Raw genomic sequence first — 18,571 nt, forward strand, 5'->3', positions numbered from 1 at the left:
AATGGCATATATAAAATACGAGGCTGCCTCCGCAATGATGTCGGAGACAGCCTTTTTTTAGATTGAATTATAACCTTTCCCTTTAATTTCTGTTTTATCTTAAGATATCCTTCAGCGCAAAGTTGGCGAGGATACTGGTGCTCTGGCTCAGCATGCGGATAAATTCCTGGGCAGAGTTCTTCATGTAGGCATCCTTCAGGATGTGGATGCAGCCATCCATCTCGTTGTCGGCAGCATCTATCGGAATCGCTCTCATGCCTTTTTCCGGGATGGTGGTTGATTCTGAGAGCACACTGACCAGATTGCTGCGATGCAGGAGGTCGAAGATGATGTTCACATTATTTACTTCTACCATGATCTTGAAATCGAGGTCCTTGCCGTCTATCAGATAGTCGAAGGCGTTGCGAGCCTGCAGACCCTTGCATGGAAGGATGAGGTCGTAGCGTTCCAGTTCTGAGAGCTTGATGGATGAAAGACGCGCCAGGGGATGGTTCTCGTTCACGATTGCCGCCAGACGGTTGCTGAAGATGGCACGGCTGTCTATCGCCTTGTCTGTCTTGAGTGGCTTGAAGGTAAGCGCCAGGTCGAGTTCACGCTTCTTCAAGCCGTCCATCAGCTCCTGCATCGAACGGTACTGGATGTTCAGCTTCACGTGAGGATAAGCGTGGAGGAAGGCGATGAGCGTCTCTGCCATGATGTTGCTGAAGGAGTAGGTAACGCCGATGTTCAGTTCGCCGGTGAGCATCTCCTTCAGGTCGTTCATGTGGTCAACGCATGCCATGGTGCAGTTTACCGCATTCTGAGCGTAAGGCAGGAGTTCCTTTCCTGCTTCTGTAAGATAAACCTCATGCGAGTTTCGCTCGAAGAGTGGCAATCCAATCTCCTGCTCCAGATGCGAAATCTGCTGCGAGAGGGTGCTCTGCGTGATGTAGAGCTTGCGCGATGCCTCCGAGAAATTGAGCGTCTCGGCTACCTTCAAGAAGTATTTCAGTTGTCGTATTTCCATTATTTTCCTTTTTAAAGGCTATCGGTTTCAGAGATAGTCGATAGCTTGTTTCCGCTGCAAAGATAATGTATTTATTTCGAAATCCAAGAATTTGGGATAAAAAATATCCCATATTCTCAAATTTCCAATCCTGCATTACTTGATTTCCACTTCGTGCAAATCCACAAACTCGCCATTCTTCTTCTTTCTCTCCACCAGCATATTGAGGAGCTTGCGCTTGCGGTTGTCGGCGATGAAGCGGCGGAAGAAGACGTTTGGAATTGCAACACCCAGGGCGATGCAGATGATGGCGAGCGAAGCCTTGATCAGGTTGTTCATACCCACGGTTACCTCGCCTACCACACCGTGCATGTCGATGAAGGCAAAGAGGGCGCGATACATCAATACTCCAGGTACCATTGGGATCACGCTAGGAATGGTGATGCACTGGTGAGGGGTGTGGAACCAGTGGCGTGCCTTGATGACGATGACGCTGATGAGTGCAGAACCGGCAAGCGAACCGATGCTCAGGCCCATGTCGAGACCGATGTTGCCATTGGATGGACCCAGGTTGACGAAGTTGCGGAAGCAAACGGCGATGATGCCGCCCACAGCCACAACTGGCAACAGGCGTCTAGGAATGCTGAAGATGGTAGAGAAGCCCATGGCTGATACGGCTGCCGCGATGGCGAACTCCCAGTATTCGTGGTGAGGAGTCATCGTAAGATCCTTCACGAAGTTGTCGATGTGGCATACCTGGATGGCGAAGGCGATACCGAACGCCATGGCAAAGATCATCAGCAGCGTGTTGAGTGCGCGCACCATTCCCACCTCTATATATCCGTCGAGCATATCGCTCACAAAGTTTATCAAAGGAACTCCCGGCACGATGAAGAGGGCACAAGCCATCAATGGATGCCAAGGGGTATCTGAATGCATGAAGCTTGGAAGAGCGGCTGAGATGGCTGGATTGAGCGACAGGAACGAAGTCAACCAGGCAATCAGCGTTGCAACGAATGCCGAAATACCGATAGCCACATAGTTGTTGCAGCCCTTGGTAGGCAGGAACATTCTCAGACGGAAGCCCAGAATAGCTGCCAGGGAACAGAAGAAGAATGCTGGCCAGTCGCAACCGAACTGGATGCAGAATCCACCGCAGGCGAATCCACCGCCGATGGCTACCTGCCAAGGAGTGAAGCTGCGTGGAGTGGCCTTGATATCGTTCAGGGCCTGCTCATACTGTTCGAGAGAATAGTTCTCCTTGATGGCCTGCCAGGTGAGCTTGCTTACCTGAGAGATAGAGGTAAGGTTGATGCCATGTTTCTCGCAGCGCTGGAACTTGGAGAAGGAATGCTCCTCGTCGCTGTAGTTCACCATCAGCACATTCCAATTGATGTAGAGGTGCATGTAGCGCTCGTCGAGTCCGAGGAAAGCTGCTGCACGCTTCATCGTTCGCATGATGCGTGATGTGTCGGCAGCACTCTCCATAAGGATGCTGCCAGTGCGTAACAACAGGTCGAGTTTTCTTCTCAGTTCTGTTTCTGCTATTTCCTTGCAGTTGTAGTTGTCAATGCCTTTCTCTGCGCAGTCGCAGGTCTTCATGTTTTTTTCTTCCATATATTTTATTTATCCGAATACGAAAATAATAATCTGAATAGTAACGATTCTGAGGAACATGGCAAATGGATAAACATTCGCATAGCCCACAGATGGTGCATCTGCCGAAGTCTGCTCACGGACGTAAGCCAGGGCAGATGGGTTGGTGTTGGCACCTGCCAATACTCCGAGCAATGTGTAATAGTTGATGTGGAACACATATCTTCCGATGATGCCGCCGATGATGATAGGAATCATGGTGATGGCGATACCGTAGAGAATCCAGGTCATTCCGCTTTCTGTGGCTACAGTCTGGATGAACTGTTCGCCTGTTCCGAGACCTACGCAAGCCAGGAAGATGCAGAGACCAATCTCACGGAGCATCAGGTTGGCTGAAATGGTGTTGTAGGTGACGAGGTTGTACTTCGGACCGAAGTAACCTATCAGGATAGCTACTACCAATGGACCACCAGTCAATCCGAGACGCAGGTTCTCGTTGATGCCAGGGATGAAGAATGGAATGTTAGCCACGATACAACCCAGCATGATGCCCAGGAAGATAGGAATCAGATTAGGGTAGTTGAGGCGCTTCATCTGGTTACCCAATACCTTCTCTGTATGCGCGATGGCAAGCTCTGTACCCACTACGGTAACACGGTCGCCCAGCTGCAACTTCAACTGTGGAGTAGCGATCAGGTCTACACCATTACGGTTCACACGGGTGATGTTGGTGCCGAGGCTTGAACGGATTTGAAGCTGGCTGATGCTCTTGCCGTTGATGCCAGGCTTGGTGATGCGGATGCGGCGGGTGATGAGATCCTTGCCGTATTTTTCCTCACTGACCTGTACTTTCTCGCCGAGCAATGCCGTGATAGGCTCTTCTACGGTAGGGTGAGCCACAATCTGAAGGATATCTCCCTCTTCGATGATAGTACGGCCATTCACTACCTCATCGCGCTTGTCGCTGTTCTTGCGGATAATCTTTGAAACCATGAAGTCGCGCTTCAGGATGTCGCGAATCTGCTTGATGCTGTCGCCGAATACCATCTGGTTGGTTACCTGGATAGAGAAGGTGTTGAGGGTCATCGTCTCCAGGTGTCCCATACCGCGCTTGGCTGCAGCTTCCTCTTCGCTCTTGTCAATACGCAGCGCATACCTTAATATAATAAAGGAAAGAATGACGCCCAGTACACCCATAGGATAAGCGATGGCATATCCTGCTGCGATAGAAGGAGCATCGATGTGACGGAGGTCGCTGAAAGCCTGCTGTGCTGCACCGAGTCCTGGGGTGTTGGTAACAGCACCTGAGAGAATACCGGCCATAGAAGTGATGGATGTTCCTGAGAAGGAGAAGATGGCGAGGGTAGTGATGATGCTCAGTGCAATGACGATGATGCTGAGCAGGTTGAGACTCTTGCCCCCATTCTTGAAGGAAGCGAAGAAACCTGGACCCACTTCCAGACCGATGGAATAAACGAAGAGAATCAAGCCAAACTCCTTAAGGAAGTGAAGCAGGTGCTCATCGAGATTGAGAGAGTAATGACCGAAGATGAGGCCGATGAAAAGAATCCATGCCAATCCGAGAGAAACTCCCTTTACTCTCAACTTTCCTAAACTTAAACCCAGGGTAATGACCAATGCCAGGATCATTACTGAGTGGGCTACACCGCCTCCCCACAGATCAGGGAAGCCGTAAAACAGATTTTTTAAGATATCCATGTTCTTATATTATATGATGTTTATTTCTACAATTATTCGTTATTGCTCTTTTGTCATAACTACTTTTTCCGTCTTTGATGCTTGTTATAGTTTTTTACCATACTTGCATCTCTCTGATTTTCGATTGCAAAGGTATAGATAAAATCGAAAGTAGAAAAGCATTGGTGTTGGAATGAGTCGATTTTAGCTATAGGGAAATTCAATAGAAGAAATGGCAAATGGAAACGGAGAATGGTGAAAAATGGTGGACTTTTCGGGTAAATAATGGATTTTTAAGAGGAATTAGGGCATATTTTCCGGAATTTATTGTAACTTTGCCTTCAGTTTTGAATAATAGTGAATAGAAAATGGATAATATATTGACAGATACTCCAAGAGAGAAAGAATTGGAGACCAGAGATGAGCACTTCCTTGCCGAGGTAAAGGACAAGCGGGTGGCTGTGCTGCTTTCGGGTGGCGTGGATAGTTCGGTGGTGGTCTGGGAGTTTGCCCGACTGGGCTTGCATCCTGACTGCTTCTATATCAAGATTGGCCCGGAAGAGAAGGAGGAATGGGACTGTTCCTCTGAGGAAGACCTGGAGATGGCTACTGCCGTGGCTCGAAAGTATGGCTGTAAGCTGGAAGTTGTTGACTGTCATCAGGAATACTGGAACGAGGTGACCCGCTATACCATGGACAAGGTGAAGGCGGGATTCACTCCAAATCCTGATGTGATGTGCAACAGACTCATCAAGTTCGGTGCGTTCGATGAGAAGATGGGGCATCACTATGATCTCATCGCAACCGGCCATTATGCGCAGACTGAAACAGACGAAAATGGCGATAAATGGCTTGTTACGAGTCCTGACCCCGTAAAGGATCAGACCGATTTTCTGGCTCAGATAGAGAGCTGGCAATTGAAAAAAGCGATTTTCCCTATCGGTCATCACATCAAAAATGAAATTCGTGAAATAGCAGAAGAGGAACATCTCATCAATGCCAAGCGCAAAGATAGTCAAGGAATCTGCTTTCTGGGGCAGATTAACTATAATGATTACATCCGCAGATATCTGGGCGAGAACTCTGGCGATGTGATTGAGATGGAGACCGGAAAGCGCATTGGCGAACATAAGGGATTGTGGTTCCATACCATCGGTCAGCGCAAGGGATTGGGCTTTGGTGGCGGTCCTTGGTTCGTCATCAAGAAGGATGTGGAGAACAATATTCTGTATGTAAGTCATGGTTATGACCCTCAGACGGCTTATAAGAAGGATTTCCCATTGCAGGACTTCCATTTCCTTACCAGGGAAGTGGCGATGCAGAAGGTAACCTTCAAGATTCGACATACACCGGAGTATCATCCTGCTACTATCGAAAAACTCGATGATGGCAGATGGATGATTCATTCTGAAGAGGCAATTCATGGTGTAGCTCCAGGCCAATTCTGCGTAGTTTATGATGAAAATCATCATCGCTGCTACGGTTCGGGAGAAATCACCATCTAGGTTTTATGGGTTATAAATCACTTAACATAATTCAAAAAAAGCTGTGTTTATCCGTAGATGAACACAGCTTTTTTTGTTGTTTATTGAAAGAATTAACCCAATAACTTTCCTATGCTACGCAACTTGGTGCGGAATCCGTAGATGGCAATCACCACGAAACAGATGAATGGGAGGATGAACGATACGTTGGTGGATGGCATTCCGAATACGGTATGCATGTCGATGATGGATGCCTGCAAAGGTGGCAGGACACCGCCGCCACGGAAGTAGTCACGGTTAGCTGGATACCAGGTAGTTGCCTTCAAAGATAGTGATAAAAAACATCATTGTTATGGTCGTTATATTTTTTTGTGTTTATTTGTTTTTATTTTTATAAAAGAAAAACGTGTAAGTAATTGGGTTACTTACACGTTTGGAGTATAGCCTGCAGCAATCTGTTTGGCTGTAGATATGAGTTGCTCAAATTCTGCGCAGAACTCGGTCATCTGATGATAGAGCAGATTGCTACCTTTATCAGCGAGTTCCTTATCTGGCAATGGACCGCTATTGATAGCCACTGTGAAGATGTTGGCAGCTACACCGGCACGCACGCCCAATGGAGCATTCTCTACCACGATACCTTCCCATGGTTTCAAGTCGCCAGCCTTCTGCAATCCCATCAGGTATGGATCAGGATTTGGCTTGCCGCGCTTCACATCGTATGCGGTTACGATATGCGCTTCGTCTAGGTATTCGCCGAAGTCGTTGAGGAGTCTCAGGATGAGTGGGCGCTGACCGCTACCGGTAACTACTCCCACCTGCATTCCTGCATCCTTGATCTTCTGCATGATTTCCTTCACGCCAGGGAATATCTCGGCGGTTGGCATGGAATGGAAGATGTCGGTCTTCACATCATACATCTTCTGCGCTTCATCCAGGGAGATGTCGATACCTTTCTGCTTCTTCACCATCATCTGGATGGTATCGATGCCTCGGGCTCCCTCGGTGGCATAGGCATCGGCGGCAGTCATGTGGATATCGAACTGCTTCATTGACTCCTGCCATGCCACGGCATGATTGGGCATACTATTATATAATACGCCATCCATATCAAAAAGAACGGCTTTAGGGTTGAATTCCCCAAAGCCGTGGTCTTTTAAGTATTTTGAAATAATATCTTTCATAATTTGAAGGAGTTAAGGAGTTAAAGAAGTTGAGGAGTTAAGACAATAGTTTATAATCTTATGTCCTCTCTCTGTTTTTCTAGGAGAAAAGCATTTGTCTTAACTCCTTTAACTCCTAAAATATATATTATTTCTCGTTAGCCAGACGCTCCTGGATAGCCTTGCTCTCTGCCTCATAACCTGGCTTGTTGAGCAATGCGAACATGTTCTTCTTGTAAGCCTCAACACCTGGCTGGTTGAATGGGTTCACCTCTTCCAAGAGACCGCTGATACCGCAAGCCTTCTCGAAGAAGTAGATCAGCTGACCAAGGTAGTAAGCGTTCAACTCAGGCACGTTAACCAGGATGTTAGGAACACCACCGTCAACGTGAGCCAGACGTGTACCGAGCTCAGCCATCTTGTTAACCTCATCAACACGCTTGCCCTCGAGGAAGTTCAAACCGTCGAGGTTCTCATCGTCGTGTGGGAAGAGCAGCTTCTCGTTAGGAGTCTCTACGCTGATAACAGTCTCGAAGATAGAGCGCTCGCCCTGCTGAATCCACTGACCCATAGAGTGAAGGTCGGTAGTGAAGTCGCAAGCTGCTGGGAAGATACCCTTCTGGTCCTTACCCTCGCTCTCACCATAGAGCTGCTTCCACCACTCAGCAAAGTAGTGAAGCTTTGGCTGGAAGTTGCATACAATCTCAATCTTCTTGCCAGCCTGAGTGTAGAGAGCCTGACGTGTAGCTGCATAGATGGCAGCAGGGTTCTCCTCGAAAGCTACGTCCTTGCCGCAAGCCTTCTCCATTTCAGCTGCACCGGCAACGAGCTGCTTTACATCGAAACCAGCTACTGCGATAGGCAACAGACCTACTGGAGTCAAGACAGAGAAGCGACCACCCACGTTGTCTGGGATGATGAAACTCTTGTAACCCTCCTTGTCAGCGCAAGTGCGGGCAGCACCCTTCTTAGCGTCGGTAACGGCTACGATAACATCCTTAGCCTCGTCCTTGCCACGCTGATCCTCGCACTGCTTCTTCAAAAGACGGAAAGCAAGAGCTGTCTCAGTTGTGGTACCAGACTTAGAGATGTTGATAACACCAAACTTCTTGTCCTTCAAGTAAGAAGTCAACTCGAAGAGGTAGTCCTCACCGATATTGTTACCTGCGAAGAGGATAGTAGGGTTCTTCTTGTCGTTTAGGAGCCAAGCAAAAGAGTTACCGAGGCCTTCGATAACGGCGCGAGCACCGAGGTAGCTACCACCGATACCTGCAACAACAACAACCTCACACTTCTCACGCAATGTGTTGGCAACAGACTGAATCTCATCGAGGAACTCAGGAGTGATAGAAGATGGCAAATGCAACCATCCCAGGAAATCGTTACCTTCACAAGTGCCGTTCTCAAGAGCTTCCTGAGCGGCCTTTACCTTAGGCTCGTAAGCCTTTACTGCACCCTCAGCGAGGAATGATGCAGCCTTTGTAATGTTTAAGCTGATACTTTTCATTTTACCATTTATCTAAATGAATCTGTTAAAAGTTTTATCTCTATTTGTGGACTGATGCGTTCATACAATATATTATATACGGCATCGAGGATTGGCATGTTGACGTGCATGTGGCGATTGATTTCCTTCATACACTTCGTACCAAAGTATCCCTCGGCAATCATCTCCATCTCTATCTGCGCACTCTTCACGCTGTAGCCTTTACCAATCATGGTTCCGAAGGTACGGTTGCGGGAGAAGTTGCTGTAACCCGTCACGAGCAGGTCGCCCAGATATACCGAGTCGTACATACTACGTTCGATAGGGTGGACGGCTGTAAGGAAGCGATGCATCTCCTGAACAGCGTTTGACATGAGTACCGCCTGGAAATTGTCTCCATACTTCAAACCGCCACAGATACCTGCAGCAATGGCATATACGTTTTTCAGCACCGAAGAGTATTCGATACCAACCACGTCGCTCGAAGTCTTGGTCTTGATAAACTCGCTTGCCAGACAGTCGTTGGCAAAGGCACGCGCCTTGTCTGTATCACTGCAGCCCACTGTGAGATAGCTCAATCGTTCCAGCGCTACCTCTTCGGCATGAGAAGGTCCACCGATACATGCCAGATTCTCGTAAGGAACATCGTATACCTGATGGAAATATTCTGAGCAAACGAGGTTCTCATCTGGCACAATACCCTTGATGGCTGTGATAATAAACTTGTCGCTGATGCGAGTCTTGAGTTTCTTGAGATGATTCTTGAGGTATGGCGATGGGGTTACGAATACGAGCGTATCGTAGTTCTGCACTATCTTGTTGATATCGGAAGAGAAGAAAATCTCATCTACGTTGAATCGTGCCGACATCAGATAGGCTGGGTTATGCCCCATGCGCTTGAAGTCTTCGATGCGGTCATTGCGACGCATATACCAGCCTATGTGATGAGTATGCCCCACCACAATCTTGGCTATTGCCGTAGCCCAGCTACCGCCGCCAATAATCGCTATTTTACCGCAGTTATACACTTCGAATGAATTTATAAATTAAAAATTAATAATTAATAATGTATAATGAGGCTTTCGCCTTTGTTTGTAGATATAATGTATAACTAATAAAAAGCCGGAACTCTTTATTAATTATACATTATTAATTATGCATTATCAATTAAGCATTTGCTGCATCAATCCAGCCCTGGATGTCATCAACAGAAGGCTTCTCGTAGCCGAGCTTGTACTTCTTGTTGATTTCTCCAATCTTCTGCTGCAAGCCTTGTGCTTTCTCTTCACGGATATCAGAGATGAGGTTGAAACCTGCCTTGCGGAGCACGTATGCCCAATCCTCTGGCACGCCAATCTCTGCCCATTCCTTGATGGTGCTCTGTGGCATCTTCTTCTCTGGTTTCATCTGTGGGAAGAACAGTACTTCCTGGATGAAGGTCTTGCCGGTCATCAACATGACTAAGCGGTCGATACCGATACCGATACCTGATGTTGGAGGCATACCGTACTGGAGGGCACGGAGAAAGTCCTGATCGATGATCATTGCCTCATCATCACCCTTGTCGGCAAGCTTCATCTGGTCGATGAAACGCTCTTCCTGGTCGATTGGGTCGTTGAGCTCAGAGTATGCATTGGCAAGCTCCTTACCGTTTACCATCAACTCGAAACGCTCGGTCAAGCCTGGCTTTGAACGGTGCATCTTGGTCAATGGAGACATCTCTACAGGATAGTCGGTGATGAAGGTTGGCTGGAGGAATGTACCCTCGCAGAACTCACCGAAGAGCTCATCAATCAACTTACCCTTACCCATAGTCTCATCTACGTCCATGCCCTTCTCCTTGCAGAATGCGCGGATCTCTTCCTCGGTCTTGCCGTTGCAGTCGAAACCGGTCTTTTCCTTGATTGCATCGAGGATAGGCAGACGGCGATATGGAGCCTTGAAGCTGATGATGTTGCCATCAATCTCGCGCTCTGGCTTGCCGTTTACGGCGATACAGATGGTTTCGAGCAACTGCTCTGTGAAAGCCATCATCCAGTTGTAGTCCTTGTACTGAACATAAAGCTCCATACAGGTAAACTCAGGGTTGTGGTTGCGGTCCATACCCTCGTTGCGGAAGTTCTTGCCGATTTCATAAACACCCTCGAAACCACCTACGATGAGGCGCTTCAGATAAAGCTCGGTAGCGATACGCATGTACATATCCTGATCGAGTGCGTTGAAGTGGGTGATGAATGGACGGGCTGAAGCACCACCGGCAATGCTCTGCAGGGTAGGAGTCTCTACCTCTGTATAACCAGCGTTGTCAAGTACGCTGCGGAGAGTGCGGAGCACAGTGGCACGCTGCAGGAAGGTTTCCTTCACACCATCGTTTACGATGAGGTCAACGTAGCGCTGACGGTAACGCAACTCTGGGTCGTCGAACTTGTCGTAAGCCACACCATCCTTGTACTTCACGATTGGGAGTGGCTTCAAGCTCTTGGAGAGCAGGCACAACTCCTTGGCGTGAACTGAAATTTCGCCAGTCTGTGTGCGGAATACGAAACCCTTTACACCGATGAAGTCACCGATATCGAGAAGCTTCTTGAATACTGTATTGTAAAGGTCCTTGTTCTCGTCTGGACAAATCTCGTCGCGGGCGATGTAAACCTGGATTCTTCCCTTTGAGTCCTGCAACTCAGCGAAACTGGCTTTACCCATTACGCGGCGACCCATCATACGGCCAGCGATAACTACCTGGCGTGGCTCGTCCTCGTCCTTAAACTCAGCTTTGATGTCAGTGCTGAATGCATTGGTTGAAAACTCTGCTGCTGGGTATGGGTCGATGCCCATCTCGCGCAATGTCTGAAGACTTTGTCTGCGAACGATTTCCTGTTCGCTTAACTCTAAAATGTTCATACTTTATTTAGATATATCTATTTGTTTTCTTTTTGTTGGTGCAAAAATACAAATAATTTTTCGAACTCTTGCCCTATTTTTATGCTTTTTAATACAATAAGGTAATTTATCTATGCAAATGTTGCGCAAGCCTATAGTTTGATGAAGATTTTTCGGTGATACATCCAGATACCCATTGCTGCGTGGATAGCTACAAAGAAGAGGGCGTAGGTGAGCGATGCTACATACTCATCGCTGATGACGCTCTGGATGCCAATGAAAATCTCTGCCTTGATGTCAAAACTTCCAAAGAGGATGGCAAGTGCCTCGCTCATCACATAGAGAAAAAGCGGATTCATGCCAAAGGCAAGCAGACCCTTGGTCAGGATGTTGTCCTTGCTGCTCGGCTTGTTGTCGATAAACTGCAACAGGATGCCCAATATCCAGGAGGCGAATCCGCAGGTTACGAATACGTAGCTGGGACTCCAGATGCGCTTGTTGATGCCGAAACCAATCAGGGAGAGTCCGAAGCCTAGAGCTACCATCACTAGACCTGCCACCTTCAATACCTTGATCTTCGAATCTACGGTCTGACCTGCTACGGAAATGTACTTGCAGCAGAGGAATCCTATCATCGTATGGGCGATGGATGGAATCGTGCTCAGTAATCCTTCCGGGTCTACCGGACTTCTTTGATAGAGATGGTTGATGCCGAAAATGCTGCGGTCTACCTGTGCCAGGATATTGGTGGATGCATCGTATGCATAGCCATTGCCAAACACCAGAATGCCCATATAAACTACGAGTAATCCGATGATGGTATGGATGAAATAGCGATGGTTCAGGGTGATGGCGAGCAGGGCCACGACTCCGTAGCAGATGGCTATGCGCTGCAGGACAGCCCAGATTCTGAGGTGGGCAAAGTCTAGCCCACCTCCATTGCATATCATGTCAAACCAGTTGATGCCCAGACCGATGAGGAAGAGCAGGATGGTTCGCTTGGCAATCTTTCTGTAGATGGCGGCAGAAGGCTTGAACTCAGTCTTCTTCAGGGATAGAAAGGTGGACATTCCCATCATGAAGAGGAAGAAGGGAAAGACCAGATCGCATGGGGTGAGTCCATTCCACTTGCTATGCTCCAGGAAACTGTAGTTATGCTCCCCGCCATTGTTTACTAATATCATGAGGGCTACGGTGAGTCCCCGCATCACGTCGAGTGATTTTAATCTGTTCATATTTTACTTGATGAATATCATGATTTATCTGATGGATATCATGAATTACTTGATGAAATGAATGACTTCCTTGGCGATGTCTGCAGGATTTCCCTCTGGCTTCGATGAGTATGGGTTCTTCTGCAGGGTCCAAGGCTCCTCCAGCGCATACCAGTCGATTTTCGGAGCACTAGGCAATGCCAGTTGGAAGAGTTCTGCGGATGTCTTGCCAGCATTCTTGCCACTGCCCAAAGCCTCGTAATCGATGTTCGTGCAAGCCGCCATCTGGTCGGCGAGGGCTTTCATATAGGTACTCCAGCGCTTGTAGTAGAAGTCCTTCAGCAATCCTTGCCATTCCTTATGTCCGTAATCTCGCAAACCGCCATCATCAGCACAGACGCGGTTGCCCCACGTGGTAATCTGTACGCGGGCATTCCATTCGTAGAGGTCTTTCTCTTCAGCGGTCTTGCCCAGGTTGCGTGCTTCCTCTATCCAGTGTCCCAGACGGAATTCCGGACGGGTGGCGAGCAGCTTGTCCTGCAGCAGAATCATCTTCAGAAAACGGTCGGCATCCTTGTCAAACTCCTTGCGGGAAAATGATTGATAGTCGGCGATGGTCTTCCAGTACTGTTTGCGTCCCTGGTCGGCGAGAGCTTGTCGGCAGATATCTACCAGGTCGTACTCATAGTTGTTGTTGCCACGGTATTTGTCTGCTACACTGGCAAAGAGAATGGCTGCCTGTCGGGTATCTTCGGGGTCGTAATAGTTGCGCATCTTCGACCAGCTGGATACCTGGAAGTTGTTGAGCGAAGGGCGACCGCAGAAGATGCTCTCGTGAGTACCCTGCTGGTTGTTGCCCACCGGACAGTTGTAGATGCTCTGCGCCAGGAGTGCCCATGCCTTCTCGATGGTTGCATCGTGCACACCATAGCGGGCATAGCAGTATTCCTTGAGCCAGTCTTCCTTGGTAGTCTTCTCGGCACGCCAAGGCAGTTCGCTCATCAGCTCAAACATCACCGGGTTGTTTTCCGAACCTTCCATCGTGAAGCCCCAACCCTTGAGCGTTTCACGATTATGATTGCTTTCTCCCTTTTTTCCTGTTGCCAGATAGAAGTTGTTCAGCAGCTGGTCCATTCTTCCATGCAGTCCCACATTGCCTCCGAAGTTCTCGAGCATACAGAAGAGCCACTGATGCTTGCCGTAACCGCCATCCCGCTTCAGAATGCTAGGACCGCCAAACATCGGTCGGCATTCTGAGAAGAGGTCGAGTACCAGAATATCGCCAACCTTTAAGTCTTCTATCATCTGAGGACGAGGGTTCTCGTTCCATCCCTGAACCACCCAGACAGCTTTTGGGTTGGCACGCTTCATCGCACTCATCAGCGCCTGTCCAGCCTTGGCATAATCTACGGCAGCATCATCTCCACTCTCATGGAAAGGATCCATCGAGTAGAAATCAGATTTTCCGTAGAGCTTGGTCAGTTCCTTATAATATAGATCGGCGATTTCTGTAAATCTGCTATCGGTAGGAGAGAGGTTGGCAGGACGCTGGTAACCGTTCCATTTGCCGGCATCCGTCACGTTCAGTCCCAGTCTCTTTTTGGCATCGTGAGGCACCATTCCGCAATAGCCCGGTAAGACTGGTTTCATGCCCATCTCCTTCATTCTGGCAAGAATCTTTTTCTGCAGGGTTTCCTGCTGCTTATACCAGTTCTGCGGCAACGGACCTCCCCAGCCTTCCAGATTGTTCATCTCCCACCAGGCAAGAAAGGCTGGTCCGGCGATGAACTTGCCCACTTCTTCCTCAGAATAACCGAGTTTCAGAAGCATATTGCGCCATACGCATTCCGTGCCCACGGCAGCCAGCGGCATGTTGATGCCATGCAATGCCATCCAGTCGATTTCTTTCTGCCATCGGTTCCAGTCCCAGAAAGCCATCGTGTAGGAGAAGGTACAGTAGTTGAAATCGTAGCGCAGTTTGAGGTCGGTCTCGTGGCGCTCCTTCTGCTTGACGGCTGGCAGTTCTGCTGGCAGTTTGGTGTTCATGCTGTTCCATGTGATATGGATGCCGGCATAATGCTTCAGATACCAGTTGATGCCCACGGCAATATTCACCCAGGAGTTGCCCCGGATGATGATGGGATTGTTTCTACCGGCAGATTGGGATGCTGTTGCATTCTTTCCGCTTCTAGCTTGGTCTATCTCGAAGAAATCTTTGTCAGACTTGACAAGTATTGTCTTGAACTTGGCAGCAGCTCCCTTGTCTATGCGATTCAGAAGATCGTCTGCCGGATTTGCGTATGCACCAAAAGTAATAGTACATAATAGTCCTAGGAGTAATTTTTTCATAAAATCGTTTGTTGTTGTTTCAATATGCTGCAAAGATAGTAAAAAAATGCGGTTCATACCAAGTAAAAGTGTTTAAAAGTATAAAAAAGGCTTATTTATTTTGTTTTGTCTTTTATTTGCATTAATTTTGCAAGAAAATGAGGTGAGGAGTGAGTTGGACATCCGTTTGCTCTTATCCCCCCTAAACAACCAACTTTAAATTTTGATAAGGATGAACATAGACGAAGTAGTAAAAAGAATAAGTAAGACCGATGGACTTTCTAAAACCCTCGGCATGCATTTTATCTCAACTCCTGAGCCTGATACGCTTCAGGCTACGATGAAAGTGGATGAGCGTAATCGCCAGCCATTCGGATTCCTGAGTGGGGGTGCTTCTCTGGCACTGGCGGAAAATGTGGCTGGTATCGGCTCCTTGGCTCTCTGCCCTGGTCAGATAGCTGTGGGCATCAATGTGAGTGGCACTCATGTACTAGCAGTGAGCGAGGGAGATACGGTTACTGCATATGCCAAGCTGGTTCACAAAGGCAGGACCCTGCATACTTGGGAAGTTGCAATCAAAAACACTGCTGATGAGTTGATCTGCACCGTACAGGTAACCAACTATGTGTTTACTCCTAAGAAGAAAGATACTAAGATGGAGGAATCTAATAAGACAGAAGAATAAAGTATGACGGCATTTGCATACTATCGTTTGCCTTATCTGCATCACGCTCATTATGTGGTGCAGCATGAGGGTGAGCCGGAAGTTCTCTTCTCTGTGGCAGAACTGAATGGTAAGGAGGGGTTTGTAATAGCTCCTTTCTCGCCATCCAGCGATTGTCCTGTGCTTTTGATTCATCCTGATGAAAGCAAACTGATTGCTGTGGGGAACGAAAATGGCCCTGGAGAGAAGGCTCCGCAATCCTCTCCCGATGGGGCTGAAAATGCATCCCGACGTAGCTCTTCATACGTCGGGACGCAGCCAGAACTGCATCGGGACGCAGTAAACGCTACGTCGGGACGTAATTTTGAGGCCTACGCCAGAGAGTTTGAATGCTTTCATCAGCAGTTATCCGAAGAGACATTCAGCAAGATTGTTTTGGCAAGAAAAGTTTCTCTGGTGAGTGATAAAATCAGAATAAAAAAAATAGATAGTGTTGATGCTCAGGATGTTGCGTCTTTAAAGGCGCTTTTCCTGAAAACCTGCCGTATGTATCCTCGTCTTTTCGTAGCCTTGGTTTATACTTCCCAATCGGGTATGTGGCTGATGGCAACTCCGGAAATCTTGCTCAAGGGGGAGGGAGATGAGTATCAGACGATGTCTTTGGCAGGTACGCAAAAGGCGGAGCCTTCCCGAACCATTGCTGATTATCCGGTAGAGGGCGTGGAATGGTCGGAGAAGAACAGGGAAGAGCAGCAGTATGTTACGGATTATATCGAAGACTGCATCAAGGGCTTTGCTGGGGATTACACACTGAAAGGTCCGTATACCACGATGGCTGCCAATCTTTATCATCTCCGTACCGATATCTCTTTCAGATTGCTGGATAAAGGCAGGTTGGGGGATGTGATCAATGCTTTGTATCCTACGCCTGCAGTCTGTGGTATCCCAAAGGATGCGGCTCGCCGGTTCATATTGCAGCATGAGCTTCATTCCCGTAAATACTATAGCGGTTTTGTCGGTCCGATTTCTTCGCAGGGAAAGACTCATCTCTTCGTTTCTCTCCGCTGCATGAACATCTTGCAGGATGGCATCTGTGAACTATATGCCGGTGGCGGATTGCTCAAGGAGAGCGAGATGGAAAAGGAGTGGAAGGAAACTGAAGCTAAAATGCAGACAATCAGACGGGTTTTGCTTTAGCAGAATTGGCAATTGTTAATTATTAATTGTAAATTATATATTATAAATTAGTTTTCGTGTTTAGTAATATCGATAATGTCAATATCCTGACGGCTGTTCTCGCATCTCATGGTGTGAGAAGAGTAGTGGTTTGTCCTGGAAGTCGTAATGCGCCCATCGTACATAATCTTAATGAGATGGATGGCATTACCTGCTATCCAGTCACCGATGAACGCAGTGCGGGATTTGTGGCTATGGGTATTGCCTTGGGTAATCCGTCACCGTGTCCGGATCCGGTAGCGGTCTGTGTTACTTCCGGCTCTGCATTGCTCAATCTCTATCCGGCAGTCTGTGAGGCTTATTATCAGAAGTTGCCAATCATCATAATTTCGGCAGATAGACCGGAGGCTTGGATAGGCCAGCAGGATGGACAGACCCTGCCGCAGGCTCATGTATTCGGTACGATGGTGAACAGAAGTGTGAATCTTCCAATCGTATCCAACGAGGAGCAGGCTTGGTATTGTGAACGGTTGGTGCATGAAGCGGTCATCGACTGCGTGCACCGCAAGATAGGTCCGGTACATATCAATATCCAGCTTTCTGAACCTCTCTATCAGTTTACGGTAGACAAGCTGCCGAAAACTCATTGGGTGGATTACGTGAAGACCAATCTCTTTGGCGGCAGTTTCCATTACGGTGATATGCTTGATTTTCTGAATGCCAGAAAGCCGATGATCGTGGTGGGACAGGATTATCCATGCAGTCAGCTTTACGGTATCAAGCAGATTGATTCGTGGGCAGTTACGCTCATCGAACCGACGGCTTTAGGCACGTCAAGCGAGGATCCTGCATGCCGGGAATTTTCCAGCAATCTCCTGGTTACCAATTTCGATGAAGTGCTGAATAATGTGGGAGATAACGGGGATTATATGCCCGATTTTATTCTCTATGTAGGAGGCACCCTGGTGAGCAAGCGCCTCAAGCTGTTCCTTCGCCTTGCCGTGAAGAAAGGTGCTAAGGTGTGGCGGGCAAGCACCGATGGTGATTACATCGATACCTTTATGCGTATTGACCGTATCTTCCAATGCGATACCACACTGCTGGCGGATGCCATGACCTCTTATGATCAGGTTTATCGGGAAGAAGTGGATGCGTATAAGGAACGTTGGGAAAAAGCACTGTGGGCGGCTAAGCGTCATGCTTTCGATTATGAACCATCCTTCAGCAGTATGGCTGCGGTGAAGGCTTTTCAGACCGAGTTTCTGGCTCATTCACTGGATGATACTCGTGAGTGCCGTCTCTTTTATGGCAATAGCATGGCTATTCGTCTGGCTTGCATTTATGCCCGCCAGTATGTGCATTGCAATCGGGGGGTGAATGGTATCGAGGGTTCGCTATCTGTAGCTGCGGGCTTGTCTATCTATCTTTCGGAATATCATCATCCTGATGCCAGGAGCCAGCAGAAGGTTTTCTGCGTGTTGGGCGACCTGAGTTTCTTCTACGATCAGAATGCCCTCTGGAATCAGAATCTCAATGGCAGTCTTCGCATCTTGCTCTTGAATAATGGCGGCGGAGCCATCTTTGCCAAGTTCAAGGGATTGAAGGAAAGTGCTGCACGCGAGAAACTGGTGATGGCTGAGCATTGCACTTCTGCTTATCACATCTGTCTGGCACAAGATGTAGCCTATCAGAATGCTGATGATATGAAGTCGCTCTGTGAAGGCATCGATTGGCTCATCCATACCGAGTCAAGCAGACCGATGCTTCTGGAGGTTCTTACGGATATGGAAACAGATAATCAGGTTCTGGATGAATATTATAATAGTTTAGAGTTATCATCAGAGAAAGAAGGATGAACCATCCTTTCTGAAAGTAACCTGAAAGTAATCATAAAGTTCAA

Annotated in this window: 13 protein-coding genes and 1 pseudogene; 4 read left to right on the top strand and 10 right to left on the bottom strand. The window is 48.0% G+C overall.

The features are described 5' to 3' along the window. Positions 1-94: 94 nt before the first annotated feature. From ACQRBJ_RS06130 to ACQRBJ_RS06140, 3 genes are all read right to left on the bottom strand, one after another. Positions 95-1,006 (bottom strand): LysR family transcriptional regulator, encoded by a 912-nt coding sequence (locus ACQRBJ_RS06130; RefSeq protein WP_445303099.1) that lies wholly within the window; start codon positions 1,004-1,006, stop codon positions 95-97. Between the two features lie 135 nt (positions 1,007-1,141). Then, complete coding sequence (locus ACQRBJ_RS06135; RefSeq protein ID WP_295345837.1) at positions 1,142-2,602, bottom strand: threonine/serine exporter family protein; 1,461 nt, start codon at positions 2,600-2,602, stop codon at positions 1,142-1,144. Between the two features lie 9 nt (positions 2,603-2,611). Then, entirely contained in the window at positions 2,612-4,300 is a 1,689-nt protein-coding gene (locus ACQRBJ_RS06140) for a putative transporter (RefSeq protein WP_294969109.1), read from the bottom strand. A 347-nt stretch (positions 4,301-4,647) separates the two neighbouring features. On the opposite strand from ACQRBJ_RS06140, the gene mnmA reads away from it, so the two are divergent. Further along, on the top strand, positions 4,648-5,784 hold the full coding sequence (gene mnmA / locus ACQRBJ_RS06145) for a tRNA 2-thiouridine(34) synthase MnmA (RefSeq protein WP_228117737.1): 1,137 nt from the start codon (positions 4,648-4,650) through the stop codon (positions 5,782-5,784). 92 nt (positions 5,785-5,876) lie between these two features. On the opposite strand, the pseudogene ACQRBJ_RS06150 reads toward mnmA, so the two are convergent. The 7 genes and pseudogenes from ACQRBJ_RS06150 to ACQRBJ_RS06180 all read right to left on the bottom strand — a co-directional run. Further along, positions 5,877-6,044, bottom strand: a pseudogene (locus ACQRBJ_RS06150) (L-fucose:H+ symporter permease); the annotation flags it as partial. A gap of 144 nt (positions 6,045-6,188) precedes the next feature. After that, positions 6,189-6,947 carry an HAD family hydrolase gene (locus ACQRBJ_RS06155; RefSeq protein ID WP_445303100.1) on the bottom strand — a complete coding sequence of 253 codons (759 nt, stop codon included), beginning with the start codon at positions 6,945-6,947 and terminating at the stop codon, positions 6,189-6,191. 127 nt (positions 6,948-7,074) lie between these two features. Then, on the bottom strand, positions 7,075-8,433 hold the full coding sequence (locus ACQRBJ_RS06160; RefSeq protein WP_295345841.1) for a glucose-6-phosphate isomerase: 1,359 nt from the start codon (positions 8,431-8,433) through the stop codon (positions 7,075-7,077). Positions 8,434-8,441: 8 nt separating this feature from the next. Next, positions 8,442-9,440 carry an NAD(P)H-dependent glycerol-3-phosphate dehydrogenase gene (locus ACQRBJ_RS06165; protein WP_294969100.1) on the bottom strand — a complete coding sequence of 333 codons (999 nt, stop codon included), beginning with the start codon at positions 9,438-9,440 and terminating at the stop codon, positions 8,442-8,444. A gap of 139 nt (positions 9,441-9,579) precedes the next feature. Continuing rightward, the gene (lysS, locus tag ACQRBJ_RS06170) at positions 9,580-11,310 is read right to left on the bottom strand and encodes a lysine--tRNA ligase (RefSeq protein ID WP_445303101.1); all 1,731 of its coding nucleotides are present in this window, start codon (positions 11,308-11,310) and stop codon (positions 9,580-9,582) included. A gap of 131 nt (positions 11,311-11,441) precedes the next feature. Then, complete coding sequence (locus ACQRBJ_RS06175; protein WP_445303102.1) at positions 11,442-12,524, bottom strand: acyltransferase family protein; 1,083 nt, start codon at positions 12,522-12,524, stop codon at positions 11,442-11,444. A gap of 45 nt (positions 12,525-12,569) precedes the next feature. After that, positions 12,570-14,852, bottom strand: coding sequence for an alpha-N-acetylglucosaminidase (locus tag ACQRBJ_RS06180; protein ID WP_445303103.1), 2,283 nt, complete (start codon positions 14,850-14,852; stop codon positions 12,570-12,572). Positions 14,853-15,063: 211 nt separating this feature from the next. Between ACQRBJ_RS06180 and ACQRBJ_RS06185 the strand changes: the two genes are divergently transcribed. The 3 genes from ACQRBJ_RS06185 to menD are packed head-to-tail and all read left to right on the top strand — an operon-like array spanning position 15,064 to position 18,527. Continuing rightward, a complete protein-coding gene (locus tag ACQRBJ_RS06185; protein ID WP_218415700.1) occupies positions 15,064-15,516 on the top strand; it encodes a PaaI family thioesterase in 453 nt (150 codons plus the stop codon). 3 nt (positions 15,517-15,519) lie between these two features. Then, on the top strand, positions 15,520-16,692 hold the full coding sequence (locus ACQRBJ_RS06190) for an isochorismate synthase (RefSeq protein WP_445303104.1): 1,173 nt from the start codon (positions 15,520-15,522) through the stop codon (positions 16,690-16,692). A gap of 56 nt (positions 16,693-16,748) precedes the next feature. Beyond that, positions 16,749-18,527, top strand: a complete 1,779-nt coding sequence (gene menD, locus ACQRBJ_RS06195; RefSeq protein WP_445303105.1) for a 2-succinyl-5-enolpyruvyl-6-hydroxy-3-cyclohexene-1-carboxylic-acid synthase — start codon at positions 16,749-16,751, stop codon at positions 18,525-18,527. The last annotated feature ends 44 nt before the right edge of the window (positions 18,528-18,571 follow it).

It is taken from the genome of Prevotella sp. SGI.167, assembly GCF_050313615.1.
Classification (GTDB): domain Bacteria; phylum Bacteroidota; class Bacteroidia; order Bacteroidales; family Bacteroidaceae; genus Prevotella.